This window comes from Pseudomonas sp. FGI182 (assembly GCF_000511325.1).
Taxonomy (GTDB): Bacteria; Pseudomonadota; Gammaproteobacteria; order Pseudomonadales; family Pseudomonadaceae; genus Aquipseudomonas; species Aquipseudomonas putida_Z.
Genome location: NZ_CP007012.1, coordinates 3,826,444 through 3,842,328 on the forward strand (window position 1 = coordinate 3,826,444; position 15,885 = coordinate 3,842,328).

Here is a 15,885-nt window from a genome sequence, read left to right on the forward strand (position 1 = left end):
TCCGGCTCAACGCCTGCGCAACAGCACCGCGGCACGCACACGCTTGCCGCCAAAGGCACTCATGCGCTGGAACTCGGCGTGGCTTACCGGCAGGTGCTGGCAATCCAGGCTGCGCCGTTGGCGGCTGTGGTCCACATCAGGGTCATGCAGGTACACGAACTCGTCGTCGCAGCCCGTCACCAGGATCCAGTGCGGCGCCTTGAGACGGGTGAAGCGGTAACTGCTGATCAGCACCAGCGGCCTGAACCCCGCCCGCAGCGCCGCGCGCACATCAAGCCCGGGCGCCACAACCTGTTGCACATCGGTCTGGCTCAGCCCCTCGACAAAACCGTCCTCCACCAGTTGCATGACGTCTTTTTTCTGCGCACTGCGCACGCCATCGAGAAACAGCGAGCCGGCCTGGCTGAGCACCATGCGCACCTCGAACCCTCTGCGCCAGGCCGCCAGGGCAAGCCCTTGCGGGCTGCAACCGCCGTGTCCGGCGGTCATGAAGATGGTGGTTGCCTCACGCCATAGCTGGATTTCTTCGCTGCGCAGCAGTGCACGCCCGCGCTCGATGGCGGCCATGGCCATCAGCAGGCAGGCCGCTCCGCAGGTGAACTCGGTGGTTTGCGCGTAGTACGGCACTTGCCGGGCAGGTGCCGGCGCATTGCGCAGGATGCGCTTTTCATAGCGCAGCGCCTGGCCGTGGTCTTCGTAGTAATCGTCGACCACGGCAAAGCGTCGATAGCCATTGCGTTCGTACAGGCTGATGGCCGCCGGGTTATCGGTACGTACCTCAAGGCGCAGCCAGGCGCAATTGCGCTCCAGCGCGCTGGCCTGTGCGCGTTCCAGCAACCGCTGGCCCAGGCCATGCCCGCGCCACGCCGGGCTTACCGCAATCGAATACAGGCGTGCCAGTGACGTGCCACGATGGAACAGTAGCAACGCGTAGCCGGCCAGTTGGCCCGCCCGCTCGGCAACCACCAGGCAGGCATTGGCGCGTCGCACCATCCAGTTGAAATTGCGTGGGCTCAGGCGATCGAGGGTGAAACAGCCCTGCTCCAGGGCAACCAGCGCATCGATATCAGCCACCGATGCAAAGCGGAAATCAAAAGCCATGGCAACACCGTAATGTTTGAGTAACGAACCGGGACAGGTCGGAAAACCCGTGATTTATTGAAGCGGCATGTTCTTCAACACGGATCGAATACTCATGTCAGCGGTGCAAGCCAACGTGGCCGAAGTATTGGCCAAAAGCGAAAATTCCACAATCACCCTCAATGAGGAACCACCCAGCCCAAGGCGCGCCGGCAACCGCCTGCTGATCCTGGTGGAGCGCAAGGAGGATTGGGCCAGCTACCTGCCCAGCGAAAGCCTGATGCTCGCCCAGGACTACCTCGAACACGGCGACGACATGGCCGGGCGCACGCAGGTGATCAACCTGTGCCGCAACTACAAGTACCTGGGCCAAGGCTACTACTGCTCGTTGCTAGCCGAAGCGCGCGGCCACAAGGTGTTCCCGTCGGTGCGCACCATCAGCGAGCTGACCCGCAAGGCGCTCTATGGCGTAGGCCTGGATGACTTGAACCGCATACTGGAACGGGCCCTCGCGGACCACCCCTATGGCAGCACCGAGCGCTTCACCCTGACCCTGTACTTTGGCCGCACAGCCATCGAGCCGCTGCAGGAGATCGGCCGCCAGCTGTTCGAGTCGTTCCCCTGCCCCATCCTGCAGGTGGAATTCCGCCGCGCAGAGGCTTGGCAGATCGCCGGCATCCGCGCCGGTGCCCTGCACAAGCTGCGCAATGAGCAACAGCACTTCTTCGCCGACGCCCTGGACACCTTCAACCGCCGCACCTGGCGCCAACCCGCCTCCAAGCGCCTGGCCCGCTTCGACCTGGCGATCCTGCATGACCCGGCAGAAGCGTTGCCACCCTCCAACGCCCAGGCACTGGCGCACTTCATTGAAAACGGCAAGCAGCTCGGCATCGACGTCGAGCTGATCGAGAAGAAGGACTACGCACGCCTGGCCGAGTTCGACGCGCTGTTCATTCGCGAAACCACGCGCGTGGACGACCACACCTACCGGTTCGCCAAGAAGGCTGAAAGCGAAGGCCTGGTAGTGATCGATGACCCATCTTCAATTTTGCGCTGCACCAACAAGGTGTACCTGGCTGACTTGCTCAAGCGCCACCACCTGGGTGCGCCGGCTACCGAGATCCTGTACAAGGACCGCCCACAAGAGCTCGAAGCGGTGGGCCGCCGCCTGGGTTTCCCGCTGGTGCTGAAGATTCCGGACGGCTGCTTCTCGCAGGGGGTGATCAAAGTCAGCGATGCCCAGGCCCTGGCCTCGGCGGCGCAGAAGCTGTTCGAGCACTCGGTGCTGTTGCTGGCGCAGGAATACTGCTACACCGAATACGACTGGCGTATCGGCGTGTTGAACGGTGAAGCCCTGTATGCCTGCCAGTACTTCATGTCCAAGGGGCACTGGCAAATCTACAACCACAAGGCCCAGGCCGGCGAGGTCAATGGCCAGTGCCGTGGGGTGCCGGTGGAGCAGGCGCCGCCAGAAGTGGTGAAGGCAGCCATCGATACCGCACGGCTGATCGGCCACGGCCTGTATGGGGTCGATCTGAAGCAGGCTGGCGACCGTGTGCTGGTCATCGAAGTCAATGACAACCCCAACCTCGATGCCGGCATCGAAGATGCCGTGCTGGGCGAGCAACTGTACCAGCGCGTGCTCCAGGCCTTCGTCCAGCGGCTCGAGCTCAAGCACCTTGGCCAGGCGTGGTAGGCGATGATCGAATGCTATCGCACCGAAAACGGTGCGCTCCATGCCGCCCCCGAGGAACAGGCCAGCGTGTGGTTGTGCATTGCCCCGGACACCGTCGAGCAGTCGCTGCTATGCAGCCGCCTCGGGGTTGGCGCGCAAGTGCTGGAATCCTCGCTGGACCCGGATGAAGTGGCCCGCATAGAGATCAAGCCCGAGCATTTGTTCCTGATCTGGAAACGCCCGGAAAGCTTCGATGGCCGGGTATTCAACGTCTCGTCGTTTGGCGTGGTGCTGAGTGAAAAACGCCTGGTGGTGGTCTGCGCCAGCAACTCGCTGCTCGCCGGGGTGCAGCACCAGGGCGGCATGAACACCCCGCTGGAAGTGCTGATGGCGCTGCTGGCCGAAAGCGTGCATCACTACCTGGGCCACCTGCGCGTGGTCAAGCAGGTCGCCCGTGAGATCCAGCAACAGTTCGAACGCCCCATGGACAACCAGCACCTGGTGCAGATGTACAGCCTGAGCGAGAGCCTGGTCTATTACGTCAACGCGATCCAGAGCAACGGCAGCGTGCTCGCTCTGCTGCGCAGCCATGGCCAGCGACACGGTTTCGGCCCCGACCAGTTGGAGGTGTTGAACGACCTGATCATCGAGAACGAGCAGAGTTGCCAGCAAGCGAAAATCCATGCCCAGGTCTTTGCCAACCTCATCGAGGCCCGGGGCAACATGGCCAACAACAGCATGAACAATGCCTTGCGCAACCTCACGCTGATCAATGTGGTGTTCCTGCCCTTGAACCTGCTTGCCAGCATCGGTGGCATGTCGGAGTTCAGCACGATGACCGCCGGCACGCCGTGGTGGGTATCGTTTCCCGCACTGCTGCTGGGCATGCTGGTACTTGGCGGGGCCATGGCCGTGGCGTTACGCCGGATGGCGTAAGCCAGGCCAATGTGCCGATGCTCAGCGGTTCCAGGGTGCCTCGGCGTTTGCGTCAATGCCATAACGCAGCCGCGCTTCGGCGTGCTTGCCAGGGTCGATGCCTGCCAATGCCGCCAGGGCAATGTGCTGACGATCAACCTCGAAGAAGCGACGCAGTGCAGAGCGCGTGTCACTCCGGCCAAAGCCATCGGTACCCAGGGCGGTGAACGGCGCGCATACATGGGCAGCAATCAACTGGGCATAGGCGCGCACGTAGTCACTGGCCGCTACCACCGGCACAAGCCCGGGCAGGCAGCGCTGCAAGTGGCTCTGCCCTTCGAACTGGCTGCCGAACAGGCGCTGGCGTTCTACCTCGCGGGCATCGCGCGCCAGTTCCGCGAAACTGGTGACACTCCAGACCTGGCTGCTGATACCCCAGTCCTGCAGCAGCAGTTCGGCAGCGGCGATCACCTCCCGCATGATCGCGCCGGAACCCAGCAGGCGTACCGCAGGCTCATCCGTGCCGCGCGTACCGTACAGGCGCATGCCGCGGATGACATCGTCGTGCTCGCAGTCCTGCAGCGGGGCCTGGGTGTAGTTCTCGTTGGTCACCGTCAGGTAGTAGAACTCATCGCACTGCTGTTCGAGCATGCGTCGGCTGCCATGGTCGATGATCACGGCCGCCTCGCTGGCGAACGCCGGGTCGTAGGCGCGGCAGTTAGGCACCGTCGAGGCGATGAGCTGGCTGCTACCGTCCTGGTGTTGCAGGCCCTCGCCCGCCAGGGTGGTGCGGCCAGCGGTGGCGCCGATCAGGAAGCCACGGGCGCGCTGGTCGGCAGCCGCCCAGATCAGGTCGCCGATGCGCTGGAAACCGAACATCGAATAGTAGATATAGAACGGCAGCATCGGCTCGCCGTTGACGCTGTAGGAGGTCGCCGCGGCGACCCAGGAAGAGACCGCGCCGGCTTCGGTAATGCCCTCTTCCAGCAACTGGCCGTCGGTGGACTCCTTGTAGTACAGCAATGCACCAGCATCTTCCGGTTCGTAGAGCTGGCCCACGGGTGAATAGATACCGACCTGGCGGAACAGATTGGCCATGCCGAAGGTACGCGCCTCGTCCGCCACGATAGGCACTATGCGTGGGCCGAGCTGCTTGTCCTTGAGCAGGTTGGTGAAGAGCCGTACCACAGCCATCGTGGTGGAGATTTCCCGATCGTCAGGGGCCAGGGCGAACCGTGCATAGTCAGCGAGTGGCGGTATGGCGATGCTGGGGGCCAGGCTGCTGCGTCGAGGCAGGTAACCACCCAGCGACTGCCGGCGTGCATGCAGGTAGCGCAGCTCGGGGCTGTCGTCGTGCGGTCGATAAAAGCGCATCTCCTCCACTGCCTGGTCATCCAGCGGCAGCGCAAATCGATCGCGAAACACCTTGAGGGCCTCGATGTCCAGTTTCTTCTGTTGGTGCGCGGTGTTGCGAGATTCGCCGGCCTGGCCCATGCCAAAGCCTTTCTTGGTCTTCGCCAGGATGACCGTCGGGTGCCCCTTGTGGCGCTTCGCTGCGTCGAATGCAGCATGCAACTTGCGCAAGTCATGGCCGCCGCGACGCAAGCCATCGATTTCGGCCGGGCTCATGTGAGCGACCAGCGCGTGCAGCTCCGGGTCCAGGTCAAAGAAATGCGCAAGGTTGTAGGCAGCATCGTTGGCACCCAGGGTCTGGTACTGGCCATCGACGGTGCTGGCCAGGCGCCGCAGCAGGACATGGTGCTGGTCCCGCGCGAACAGGGCATCCCAGCCCGACCCCCAGACCACTTTGATGACATTCCAGCCAGCGCCCTTGAACAGCGATTCCAGCTCCTGGATGATTTGCCCGTTGCCACGTACAGGCCCGTCAAGCCGCTGCAGGTTGCAGTTGATCACGAAGGTGACGTTGTCCAGTTTCTCCCGTGCGGCAAGCGACAGTGCAGCGACCGATTCCGGCTCGTCCATCTCGCCGTCGCCGAATACACCCCAGACATGGCGCCCTTCGGTCGAGGCAATGCCACGGTGTTGCAGGTAACGCAGGAAACGCGCCTGATAGATCGAGCTGATCGGGCCGATGCCCATGGAGCCGGTCGGAAACTGCCAGAAATCCGGCATGAGCCAGGGGTGGGGATAAGAGCACAGTCCGCCGCCGTCCACCTCCTGCCGATAACGCTCGAGTTGCTGCTGTTCCAGCCGGCCCTCCAGGAAAGCGCGCGCATAGACACCTGGCGCGGAATGCGGCTGGAAATAAACCAGGTCGCCTTTGCCTTGTTCAGTATCGGCACGGAAGAAATGGTTGAAGCCGACTTCGAAGATCTCCGCGGCTGAGGCGTAGCTGGCAATGTGGCCACCCAGCTCGCCATAGGCCTTGTTCGCCTTGGCCACCATGGCCAGCGCGTTCCAGCGAATGATCGAGGTAATGCGCTCTTCCATCGCCAGATCACCGGGGTACTCCGGCTGCTGTTCCAGTGCGATGGTGTTCTGGTACAGCGAGTAAGGGTTGGCCGCAATTCGCGCCCCCAGGTGGCCGGCATGCTCGGCCAGGCGTTGCAGCAGGAACTCCACCCTCGCACTTCCCTCGGCGCGAGCGACGCCCTCCAGGGCATCCAGCCACTCGTTCGTCTCGACGGTATCAATATCTTCAGTACCTTGATCTGCGATCCTGGGCACTTGAATCGAGTTACTCATTTCACACGACCTCAGGTAATTGAAACGACAGCCGCGGGTGCGCTTACTCAAGGTAGACCCCACATTCATCATGCGCAGGCATGGAGATCCGGCACACTCGAACCTATGCGCCCTGCAGGGCCGACCGATAAGCGAAGATCCCCGGTGCCCCACCGGTCATGAGCAGCAAGATGTTGTCGCCCTGTGCGTACAAGCCGCTTTCGAGATCGGCGACCAGGCCGGCGAACGCTTTTCCGGAGTAGACCGGATCAAGCAACAGCCCCTCGGAACGGGCCATGAGTTGCAACGCCGACAACATGGCCTTCGTCGGTACACCATAGCCCGCGCCGCGATGTGCACCATCGACGACAATCATTGACGGCTCGATAACCTGCTCGCTGCCAAGCAGCTCCAAGGTCTGCCGGGTAAGCTCAAGCGTGCGACGGTGCGACTCAGGCGCTTCGGCCAGTACCGCGAAGGACTTGATGAAGCCGGGAGCTCGCCCCATCGCAGCAAGCCCGGCGGCCATGCCCGCATGTGTACCGGAACTGCCATTGGCCATGACCATTTGCGTGAACTGCAGGCCCAGGCTGGCTTCTTGCCGGGCAATTTCCAGCGCGGCCTTGGCGTAGCCCAGGCAACCCACGGCTGTGGAGCCGCCGGTAGGAATAACCTTGACCTTGCAACCCTCCATTTGCAGCTCTTGCGCACGGATGTCGGCCCAATGTGCCGTGGTAAAGCCTTCAGGCACCACATGCACAGCCGCCCCGAACAGCTCATCCAAAAGCACATTGCCGTTGCGCTCGTACTCTTCATCGTCCCGGGGTACGGCGCGGCCTAGAACCAGTTCGCAACGCATGGCCAGCTTTGCGCAGGCTGCCGCAGTCAATCGCGCATGATTGGATTGCAGCCCACCCACTGTCATGACCACATCCACCTTGTCACGAAGTGCCTCACCCAGGTGAAACTCAAGCTTTCGCAGCTTGTTGCCGCCGCCGCCAAGGGCCATGTAATCGTCACGCTTGGCGAACAGCTTGATGCCGCGCTTCACCAGCCCCAGCGAACGCTCAAGGCCTTCAAGGCGCTGGATAGGTGTTGGCCGGTCAACCAGGCTGATTTGTGGGAAATGATCGAGCAGGGATTGCAAGGGCGCCACGGGCGTACCTCATTGATGACTTGACAGTCATCACGTTAAGAAAAAACAATTTGTTAATAAATAAAGGTACCGTTCAATTATTTTTAACCTGGAGTTAAAAGATGGACCGCCTGCGCGCCATGGAGGTATTTGTCAACGTCACCGAACAGGGCAGTTTCAGCCAGGCGGCCGAGCATCTGGAACTGTCAGTCGTGATGGTGAGCAGGTATATCCGCCAGCTTGAAGATGCGATGCAGGTCGAACTGATCCAGCGCAGTACCCGGCGCATGCACATCACCGAAGCAGGACGCATGTTCTACGAAGAGTCCAAGCAGGCCCTGGATCAGGTTCGCAGGGCATATGAGCGCGTCGAAAGCTTGCAACAGGCCCCCAGCGGATTACTGCGTGTCAGCGCCCCCATGACCCTGGGCTCGTCCTTGGTTGCGCCGCTGGTTGCCGGCTTCCTCGCCGAGCACCCGGACGTGCGCATTGACCTGGTGCTCAGCAACAGTGTCGTCGACCTGATGGCGGAGGGCTTCGATGCGGCTTTTCGCATTGGCAACCTGGGCGATGTCGATCTGGTGGCGAAAGGGCTACGCCCCTACCGCATGGTGATCTGCGCCGCTCCCGGGTACCTGGCCAGGCACGGGCGCCCAGACGTACCGGCAGACCTGGCCGGGCACAGGTTGCTGGCGCATTCCACATGGACCAACCGTTTCACCTGGCCCTTGCTGGACGCAGGCAAGGAATACCCCTGGCCAGAACACTGGGTGCTGAAAAGCAACGATGGCCAGGCACTGCGGTTGGCGGCGCTGGCAGGCAACGGGATCCTGCTGCAACCCGAGTTCCTGGTGGCCGAGGACCTTCGTGCGGGGCGCCTGGTCACGTTGCTTGAGGACTTCCTGCCGGCAACTCGCCCGGTCAACCTGGTTTACCTGCGTCAGCGCAGCGCACTACCCAAACTGGATGCCTTCATTCGCTACACCCTGCAGCATGCGGGGTAAGGGACCGAGCCGAATCGGCAGTTTCAACGGCGACCGCGGCCCTTGTGGGCTTGCCGAAGTTGCGCCACGTTGTCGTCGATACGGCACTGGATCATGCGTAACGTGTCACGAGTGACAACCCCCGGGTACATTCTCTCGGCGATGGCCGAGAACTGGCTGGCCACCTCGCAAATGTCGTCAATCATCATGCCTGCAACGCTCTGGGGGACCTCGGCTTCCTCTGCAAGCCGAAGCATGTGCTCGCGGGAAATCGCCAGAGCTTCTCCCATCACGTCCATCTGATGATACCCATTGGGGCCTTCGCAGAAAGTCACGTCGTATGCCGGCGCCAGTGTCCACTGACCATCTGGCGACATGATGTACGCGAAGTTCTTGGGATGGTCGTCTCGGTTGTTGAATGCAACGTTGAAGACAGCGCGCTTGAAGGCCACCGCCATTTGTCGCACATCGTTGGTACACATCTGCGTCGCCCGCAAGAAACTGACGTATTCCAACGCCCCCGGCGTCCGGTAATCGGCGCCCGTGAAGGCAGCAAGACTCTGCATGGGGACGCGCAATCCACCGTGCCGGTCGAAACGCTTGCTGGCAAATGCTGCCAACCCGTTCGGCAGGCTGAAATACTGGGTTTCCGGGGTCTCGATAGCGCACATGCGCAGGCACTCGGCGTAGACCATTTCAATGGCACACACCTCGGCGTGCTCTTCCTTCGCCGGGAACTTGACCAGCCAGGCTTCGAAACCCGGCGTGATAGCCGTGGTGAAGCCGCCGGATCGAGGGTCGCGATAGACCAGGGCCTTGGGCCTTGCACCTTGGGGCGAGCCACCCACCAACAGCAGCGTCTGCAGGAACTCGCCACCTTCTCCCTGGAGCACGTCCTTGACTTCAGCAGCAAGCTGTTCAAGCGGGATGTGGACGTCCGGTGTCTCTCCTTCGGGCACCACGGGTTCAAACGTCATGGCACCCATCGCGTTGTTACCGATATAGGCCAAGCGCTGGAGAGGACCGATGCGAGCCGTGGTGAGCCCACGGCTCCGGAACATACGGTCCATCAGCAACATGCCCCACCCGTCAGGCAGCGCGTCATAGACAGGGCCCGGCAATTGCAATTGGTAGTCCGGGAAGTCTCTGCGCAACCGGGGCCCCGCCAACGGCAGCCTGTAGGAGGAAAGCTCCAGCCCCTTGCTCTTGGCTTCATTGCTGTACTCGAACACTATCAGTGGGCGACCGGTCAGGGCGGTGGTAGAGGCCAGCGTGCCCCACTGCCACCGCTCACCCCAGCCCTCGTAGAAGACGTTCACTTCTTCAAGCATTGCTGGGTTTCCTCTTTTTTGTACGCAGACGATTGGCACTGCTTTCGTAGCGTCGAATGTCTTCGATGCTGTCCAGCTTTGGCAGGAACAGAGCTTCGAGTTCCTTGACCCGGCCAAGAGCCATCGCCACACGAACCACGTTCTCGAACCCGACATTGCGCCCGGCTTCCAGATTGGACACGGTGTTGGTGCCAAGGCCGGCACGCCCAGCCAGATCAGCTTGAGTCATCTGCAAAGCCAGACGCTCTGTGCGCAAACGGTCACAGAGACGCTTGACGACCTCACTTGGCTTGCTGAAGCTTAAATCCAACATATTGTGGCTTACCCGATGCAATTACAGATAACACCCAAAATTATAGAATTATCGCCAGTTTTGACCAAGAGTCGTAACGCCTCGATTCGGTGTTTTATTGGCAATTTGCATGCGGGTCAGGGAATGGCCCGAATCAGCAGTCAGGGCACCCTCAAGCCTTGGCGGTAACGTGCATCTAAACCCGCGAGCCTGCTGCGCGAAAACTGCCCGGGGTCATCCCGACGACCTTCTTGAATGCCCGCGTCATGTGGCTCTGATCGAAGAAGCCGCACGCGAAGGCAGCATCGGCAATGCTCGCGCCAGCGCGCAGCTGGCGCTGGACCTGGGCGACCCTGACCTGGATCTGGTAACTGTGGGGCGACACGCCAACGGCCTTCTTGAACATTCGAATCAGGTACAGCGGCTCAAGGCCGACCATGTTGGCCAGCTGCTCCAGGGATGCCGGCTTGTCGTAGTCATCCTCGAGCTTGCAGCGCACCTGCTGCACCGCGCGCTTCTCGCATCGCGAGACAGACTCATCGTGCGTACCCTTGCACTCGAAAAGTTGGGGTAGCAATTCCAGCAGCAGGCTTTCCCGCTCCAGCCCGCACTGCGAAGCCTCGATCGCCTGGTGGTGGTGCAGGAAGGTCCGGGCAAGTGCCGGCATCTGGCGGAAAGCCGTGTGGAACAGGTGTATGTAATCGCTCGCCTGCTCGGGCATCAAGGTGCGACCGAGCCACTGCGGGTCGAGGTACAGCATGCGGTACTGCCAGCCTTGATCGTGGGCGGGCAACCCGTCGTGGATCTCCCCTGGCGTGATGGTGACCACACTGCCAGTGCCGCCCAGGGTATGGCGGCCACGGTAGTACATGCGCTCCACGCCGCCGCTGATGACGCCAATGGCATAGCGGTCATGGGAGTGCCGCCCAAACGTCTGGCTGTTGAAATGCGCCGAGAGCAGCTCGCAATCGCCCTCGGGTATACGCCAGAATTTGACGAAGTCCTTGCTCAAAACAACCTTCCCCCTGCTCCGCTGCCCGGCTCATTTTTTCAGTACAACCCACAACCGCTGACCCACGTTACCACTCCTGCATAACCTGGGGCAGCAAGTGTGATGGATAGCAGGCCCAAGGTTGTCGCTGTACCTGTGGGAGCGCGCCACCTTTGGGAATTTGAGCAAGACAGTTGCTCCCAAGTACTGCGCAGAACTCAGGAGTTGCGCGATCTCTGTGGGAGCTGGCTTGCCGGCGATGGGCCGCAAAGCGGCCCCCAATTACTTAGCTGACAGGTATTAGCCTTCCAGCCCTTTCTTCAGCGCCGCCAGGCCATCTTCATAGATGCCAGCGAACAGCGCAGTTGCTTCAGCATCGCTGATACCCACCGGCACGAACGACCCGGACCATTCCACACGAGAGCCGCTACCTTCAGCCACCACGCGCAGGGTCGACTGGTAGTCACGCACCGGCGCCGGCCCCGTGAGGATGGTGTAGCTGTAGCTGCGGCCGGCTTCGTTGAAGTCCAGCAGGCGCTCGATGATGGTGTCGCCAGCCACGCTCTTCAGGGTGCGGACGCGGCCGCCTTCGCTCAGGGCGCTTTCGGGGATGAACGGCAGCCAGTCGGGCAGCGCGTCGAAACCGCCAATCAGTTGCCAAACGCGGTTGGCATCGGTTGCCAGGGTAATGGAAGCTTGTGCAGTTGCCATGATGATTCTCCTGGGGCGTGGCCCCATTGATTCCGGGGTAGGCAGGGCCGCGATGCGGCCCTGCAACATTGGTTTAAACAGCAGGTACCGGGGCTTGGGCGTTGATCAGCCCTTGCTGGCGCAGGTCGTTCCAGAAGGCCATCGGGATCACCTTGCTCAGGGCGGCGAGGTCTTCGTTGGCGTGTACCGGACGGGTGGAGCCCGGGATCACCGAGACCACGGCCGGGTGGGCCAGGGCGAACTGCAGGGCGGCCGCCTTCACATCCACACCATGGGCACGGGCCACGGCGCGGATGCGCTCGAGTTTGGCCAGCACGGTCGCGTTGGCCTTCTGGTATTCGAAGTGCTCGCCGCCGGCGGTGACACCCGAGCTGTACGGGCCACCCACGACGATGCCTACACCCTGTTCCACCGCTTGCGGCATGACGCGTTGCAGTGCGCGGTCATGGTCCAGCAGCGAGTAGCGGCCGGCGAGCAGGAAGCCATCCGGACGGGCTTCGTCCAGGTCGAGGGTCAACTCGATCGGCTCGACGCGGTTCACACCCAGGCCCCAGGCCTTGATCACGCCCTCTTCCCGCAGACGGGTCAGTACGCGGAAGGCACCGGTACGGGCGGTTTCGAACTGGCTCAGCCATTCGTCACCGTAGAAGTCCTGGGCGATGTCGTGAATCCAGACGATGTCCAGGCGGTCGGTCTTCAGGCGGCGCAGGCTATCCTCGATGGAGCGCAGGGTGGCGTCGGCGCTGTAGTCGTTGACGATGCGGTTGCGGTTGCCGTGTTCGAACAGGCCGCTTTTTTCGCCCAGTTCACGGGCTGCCGGGTCTTCCAGTTCGTCGAGGATGATGCGGCCGACCTTGGTGCTGAGCACGTACTCGTCACGTGGGCGACCAACCAGGGCATTGCCCAGGCGAGTTTCGGACAGGCCGGCGCCGTAGAACGGGGCGCTGTCGAAGTAGCGCACGCCGTTGTTCCAGGCGGCATCGACGGTAGCTTGTACTTCGTCTTCAGGCACGTTGCGGAACATGTTGCCCAGCGGTGCGGTACCGAAGCCCAGTGGGTTGGCGATAAGGGATTTGAGGTTCATGTGCGTTTTCCTGGTAAGGGGAGTTGGTTGTGAACTCCAGTGGCTGCAATCCTATGCCCCACCCACCAAGACCGTCCAAGTCATATTTCGAACAACTTGAGACCTTTTATGCAACACCCAGCAACCCCCGGAATGGACTGATGCATGCCCCGCCCAATGACTAGTCCGCCAAACGCCGGAACACCAAACCGGAAATTCCACACATGGCAGCGCACAGCAACATCACCGTGGCGATATCTGCCACCGAGGTTTCGCTGCGCCCATCCAACCCGGCCAGCATCCCCAACAGCCCACCTGCCAGGCTCACCGACATGGCCATGGTCAACTGCACGGACATCGCCGACAACGAACTGGCCGCCGCCGAACGCTCACCGGGCACGTCCTGATAGCTGGCAGCCCCCAACGTCGAGAACTGCAGTGAACGCACCAGGCCTGCGGCGAACAGCACCGCAGCCATCAGCCACACAGCGGTATCACGATCGAAACTGGCGCACAGGGCAATCCCCACACCACTGAGCACGGCATTGCAACTGAGCACCCGTCGATAGCCGTAGCGCCGTACCAATGGCACTGCCAGCAGCTTCATCAGCAGTGCGCCGGCGCCACCACTGACCACCAGCCCCCCCGCCGCCAACGGGCTCAAGCCCAGGCAGTTCTGCAGCAGCAGCACGATCAGGAACGGCTGGGCCGCCGAACCCAGGCGGAACAGCCCGCCACCCGCCTGGGCCACGCCAAAGCTGCGCAGGCGCAGCAGCGACAGGTCCACCAATGGACTGGGGTGTCGCCGCGCGTGCAGCAGATACCCCAACGCACAGGCTGCTCCACAGGCCACCAGCACCATGGCCCAAGCCTGCGGCAACTGCCCCAGCCCCAGCGCTTCCAGGCCGAACACCAGCATGGCCAGGGCCCCGCCGCTGAGCAGCAAGCCACGCATGTCCAACGGTGGCACCGGCCGTGCCGGATAATCCGGCACATGGCGCAGGATCAACCAGCAACCGAGCAGGCAGATTGGCAGGTTGATCAGGAAGATCCAGTGCCACGACAGCACCGTCACCAGCAAACCGCCGAGCAACGGCCCCACCAGCGGCCCCACCAGCGCCGGCAGGGCCAGCCACGACATGGCCTGCAGCAGCTGCTCGCGGCTCGACCAACGCAGGATGATCACCTGCCCCACCGGTGTCATCAATGCCCCGGCCGCCCCCTGCAGCATGCGCCCCAGGCACAGTTGCCAGAGCGTATCGGCCAGGGCGCAGGCCAGCGACGCGCAGGTGAACAAGCCCATCGCCGACAACATGACCTGGCGCGGGCGAAAGCGCTCGGCGGCCCAACCGCTGACCGGCACGCACAGGGCCAGGGCAAGCATGTACAGCGACACCACCAGATTCATGCGCAGCCCCGGCTCGCCGAAATCGGCGGCCATCTGCGGCAAGGCGGTCATCACCGCTGTGCTGTCGAGCAGCTCCATGAACAAGGCGGCACCGATGATCACCGGCACCTTGGGGCTTTGCACATGGCCGGCCAGCAAGGCCGGCTGGGCAGTCAAAACAGCCCCGAGACAGGTGGGCGAGTGCCCTTGAGCTGCCAGGCACCGACCACCGCCGCCTTCCATTGGCGCGGGTTATGATTGGCCACGGTGCGAGCGTTGCGCCAGTGACGGTCGAGGTTGTGCTGGCGGCCGGTGGTGGAGGCACCGCCAACGTCGAACAGTGTTTGCGCAGCCTTGAGCGCCAGCTCGGCGACCAGGTACTGGGTCTGAGCCACCTCGATCGCAGCTTGCTCCACGGCGGCTTCATCCAGTTGCGTGGCCCAGGCCTTGTCGATGGTTGCAGCGGCCTTGAGGACCATGGCCTCAGCGCCATAGGCACGGGCGGCGATATCACCTACCGACAGCTCTACGTAGGGGTCGTCCACCGAGCGGCTGGCCGTGCTGTGCTTGATCGGGCGGGCATGCTCGCGGGCGAAGCGGGTGGCGTCGTCCAGCGCATTGCGGGCGATACCGGCCAGCACGGTGGCAAGGAACAGCTGCAGGAACGGCGTGACGATGGTGCGCTTGCCTTCCTCCACGGTACGCGTGCGGATATCGCTGGCCTCGACGCGCACATTGCGCAAGTGGGTGGTGCCGCTGGCGGTCAGGCGCTGGCCCATGGCGTCAAAGTCATCGACCAGCTCCAGGCCCTCGCGGTCGCGCGGCAGGATGAACGAAACCGGTTGCTCGTCCTCATCCAGGGCAACGGCGCTGACGTAATCGGCGAACAGCGCACCCGTGCTGTAGAACTTGCTGCCATTGGCGCGAAAATGCTCGCCCTCGCGCACCAGGCGCGCGGCGATGGCGCCGTTGGCACCGCCCAGTTCCCAGCCGGCATTGCCGATTACCGCACCCTGCAGATAGCGCGCGAACCAACGCTCGCGCTCCTGCTCGGCGCCTTCGGCCTGTGAAGCCAGCAGGCCTTCGACGAAGGCAAAACCCGGGCGCAGGGCCTGGGCCACGTTGGAGTCGACCGAGGCGATTTGCAGCAGCAGTTCGATCACATCGCTGACACTGCCGCCGGGGCCACCGTACTGCCCGGGGATACGCACGGTGTACAGCCCGGCTGCCGCAAGCTGGGCAATGGCCTCATGGGGCAGCTGGCGTTCGCGTTCGCGCTGTGCGGCGCCTGCGCCGATGGCGGGCAGCAGGGCCGCGATGCGGGTTTTCAGCTCCGCGACGCTGGTGGCCGGAGCCTGGGTTGGGAAACGTTGAAATGTGGTCATGGTTCAGTCCTTTAAGTACATCTTTCGTTTAGGCGACCCGAGCCCTGTGGAAGCAGCGCTCTTGCCAATTTCCTGAAGCTGGCGCTATCCCTGTGGGAGATTACCCAGCCCTTTGGGCTGCGCTGTCGCGCAGAGAACTCAGTGCGCAAGCGATCCGCGTGTGGGAGCGGGCGTGCCCGCGAAGAATCCAACACGGTGCCTGGCACCGGCTCCGCCGGTGTTCGCGGGCACGCCCGCTCCCACAAGTTCGGC

Annotated in this window: 13 protein-coding genes; 3 read left to right on the plus strand and 10 right to left on the minus strand. The window is 62.7% G+C overall.

The window, feature by feature from the left end; genetic code table 11:
• Positions 1 to 6: 6 nt before the first annotated feature.
• Positions 7 to 1,101 (minus strand): GNAT family N-acetyltransferase/peptidase C39 family protein, encoded by a 1,095-nt coding sequence (locus C163_RS16920; RefSeq protein WP_025339863.1) that lies wholly within the window; start codon positions 1,099 to 1,101, stop codon positions 7 to 9.
• Positions 1,102 to 1,195: 94 nt separating this feature from the next.
• Here C163_RS16920 and C163_RS16925 point away from each other — a divergent pair, with 94 nt between their 5' ends.
• Positions 1,196 to 2,776: a RimK family protein gene (locus C163_RS16925; protein ID WP_025339864.1), complete on the plus strand. Its 1,581-nt coding sequence runs from the start codon at positions 1,196 to 1,198 to the stop codon at positions 2,774 to 2,776.
• Between the two features lie 3 nt (positions 2,777 to 2,779).
• Positions 2,780 to 3,691: a magnesium transporter CorA family protein gene (locus tag C163_RS16930; protein ID WP_025339865.1), complete on the plus strand. Its 912-nt coding sequence runs from the start codon at positions 2,780 to 2,782 to the stop codon at positions 3,689 to 3,691.
• A gap of 21 nt (positions 3,692 to 3,712) precedes the next feature.
• Here the strand turns inward: C163_RS16930 and mdeB are convergent, their stop codons facing one another.
• Positions 3,713 to 6,376 (minus strand): alpha-ketoglutarate dehydrogenase, encoded by a 2,664-nt coding sequence (gene mdeB / locus C163_RS16935; RefSeq protein WP_025339866.1) that lies wholly within the window; start codon positions 6,374 to 6,376, stop codon positions 3,713 to 3,715.
• Positions 6,377 to 6,479: 103 nt separating this feature from the next.
• Positions 6,480 to 7,502 (minus strand): D-cysteine desulfhydrase family protein, encoded by a 1,023-nt coding sequence (locus tag C163_RS16940; RefSeq protein WP_025339867.1) that lies wholly within the window; start codon positions 7,500 to 7,502, stop codon positions 6,480 to 6,482.
• Positions 7,503 to 7,612: 110 nt separating this feature from the next.
• On the opposite strand from C163_RS16940, the gene C163_RS16945 reads away from it, so the two are divergent.
• Complete coding sequence (locus tag C163_RS16945; RefSeq protein WP_025339868.1) at positions 7,613 to 8,494, plus strand: LysR family transcriptional regulator; 882 nt, start codon at positions 7,613 to 7,615, stop codon at positions 8,492 to 8,494.
• A gap of 23 nt (positions 8,495 to 8,517) precedes the next feature.
• On the opposite strand, the gene C163_RS16950 is transcribed toward C163_RS16945, so the two are convergent.
• From C163_RS16950 to C163_RS16980, 7 genes are all read right to left on the minus strand, one after another.
• The gene (locus tag C163_RS16950; RefSeq protein ID WP_025339869.1) at positions 8,518 to 9,804 is read right to left on the minus strand and encodes a type II toxin-antitoxin system HipA family toxin; all 1,287 of its coding nucleotides are present in this window, start codon (positions 9,802 to 9,804) and stop codon (positions 8,518 to 8,520) included.
• Entirely contained in the window at positions 9,797 to 10,117 is a 321-nt protein-coding gene (locus C163_RS16955; RefSeq protein WP_025339870.1) for a helix-turn-helix domain-containing protein, read from the minus strand. The genes C163_RS16950 and C163_RS16955 overlap by 8 nt, the downstream gene beginning before the upstream one ends.
• A gap of 175 nt (positions 10,118 to 10,292) precedes the next feature.
• Positions 10,293 to 11,108: an AraC family transcriptional regulator gene (locus tag C163_RS16960; protein WP_025339871.1), complete on the minus strand. Its 816-nt coding sequence runs from the start codon at positions 11,106 to 11,108 to the stop codon at positions 10,293 to 10,295.
• A gap of 279 nt (positions 11,109 to 11,387) precedes the next feature.
• Complete coding sequence (locus C163_RS16965; protein WP_025339872.1) at positions 11,388 to 11,798, minus strand: SRPBCC family protein; 411 nt, start codon at positions 11,796 to 11,798, stop codon at positions 11,388 to 11,390.
• 73 nt (positions 11,799 to 11,871) lie between these two features.
• On the minus strand, positions 11,872 to 12,882 hold the full coding sequence (locus tag C163_RS16970; protein ID WP_025339873.1) for an aldo/keto reductase: 1,011 nt from the start codon (positions 12,880 to 12,882) through the stop codon (positions 11,872 to 11,874).
• A gap of 160 nt (positions 12,883 to 13,042) precedes the next feature.
• Complete coding sequence (locus C163_RS16975) at positions 13,043 to 14,425, minus strand: MFS transporter (RefSeq protein ID WP_049866769.1); 1,383 nt, start codon at positions 14,423 to 14,425, stop codon at positions 13,043 to 13,045.
• A complete protein-coding gene (locus tag C163_RS16980) occupies positions 14,422 to 15,633 on the minus strand; it encodes an acyl-CoA dehydrogenase family protein (protein ID WP_025339875.1) in 1,212 nt (403 codons plus the stop codon). The genes C163_RS16975 and C163_RS16980 overlap by 4 nt, the downstream gene beginning before the upstream one ends.
• Positions 15,634 to 15,885 lie beyond the last annotated feature (252 nt).

Bases quoted from the DNA above. Each gene is read 5' to 3' on its own strand.
- C163_RS16920 (WP_025339863.1), bottom strand. From the start codon at position 1,101: ATGGCTTTTGATTTCCGCTTTGCATCGGTGGCTGATATCGATGCGCTG.
- C163_RS16925 (WP_025339864.1), top strand. From the start codon at position 1,196: ATGTCAGCGGTGCAAGCCAACGTGGCCGAAGTATTGGCCAAAAGCGAA.
- C163_RS16930 (WP_025339865.1), top strand. From the start codon at position 2,780: ATGATCGAATGCTATCGCACCGAAAACGGTGCGCTCCATGCCGCCCCC.
- mdeB (WP_025339866.1), bottom strand. From the start codon at position 6,376: ATGAGTAACTCGATTCAAGTGCCCAGGATCGCAGATCAAGGTACTGAA.
- C163_RS16945 (WP_025339868.1), top strand. From the start codon at position 7,613: ATGGACCGCCTGCGCGCCATGGAGGTATTTGTCAACGTCACCGAACAG.
- C163_RS16950 (WP_025339869.1), bottom strand. From the start codon at position 9,804: ATGCTTGAAGAAGTGAACGTCTTCTACGAGGGCTGGGGTGAGCGGTGG.
- C163_RS16955 (WP_025339870.1), bottom strand. From the start codon at position 10,117: ATGTTGGATTTAAGCTTCAGCAAGCCAAGTGAGGTCGTCAAGCGTCTC.
- C163_RS16965 (WP_025339872.1), bottom strand. From the start codon at position 11,798: ATGGCAACTGCACAAGCTTCCATTACCCTGGCAACCGATGCCAACCGC.
- C163_RS16970 (WP_025339873.1), bottom strand. From the start codon at position 12,882: ATGAACCTCAAATCCCTTATCGCCAACCCACTGGGCTTCGGTACCGCA.
- C163_RS16980 (WP_025339875.1), bottom strand. From the start codon at position 15,633: ATGACCACATTTCAACGTTTCCCAACCCAGGCTCCGGCCACCAGCGTC.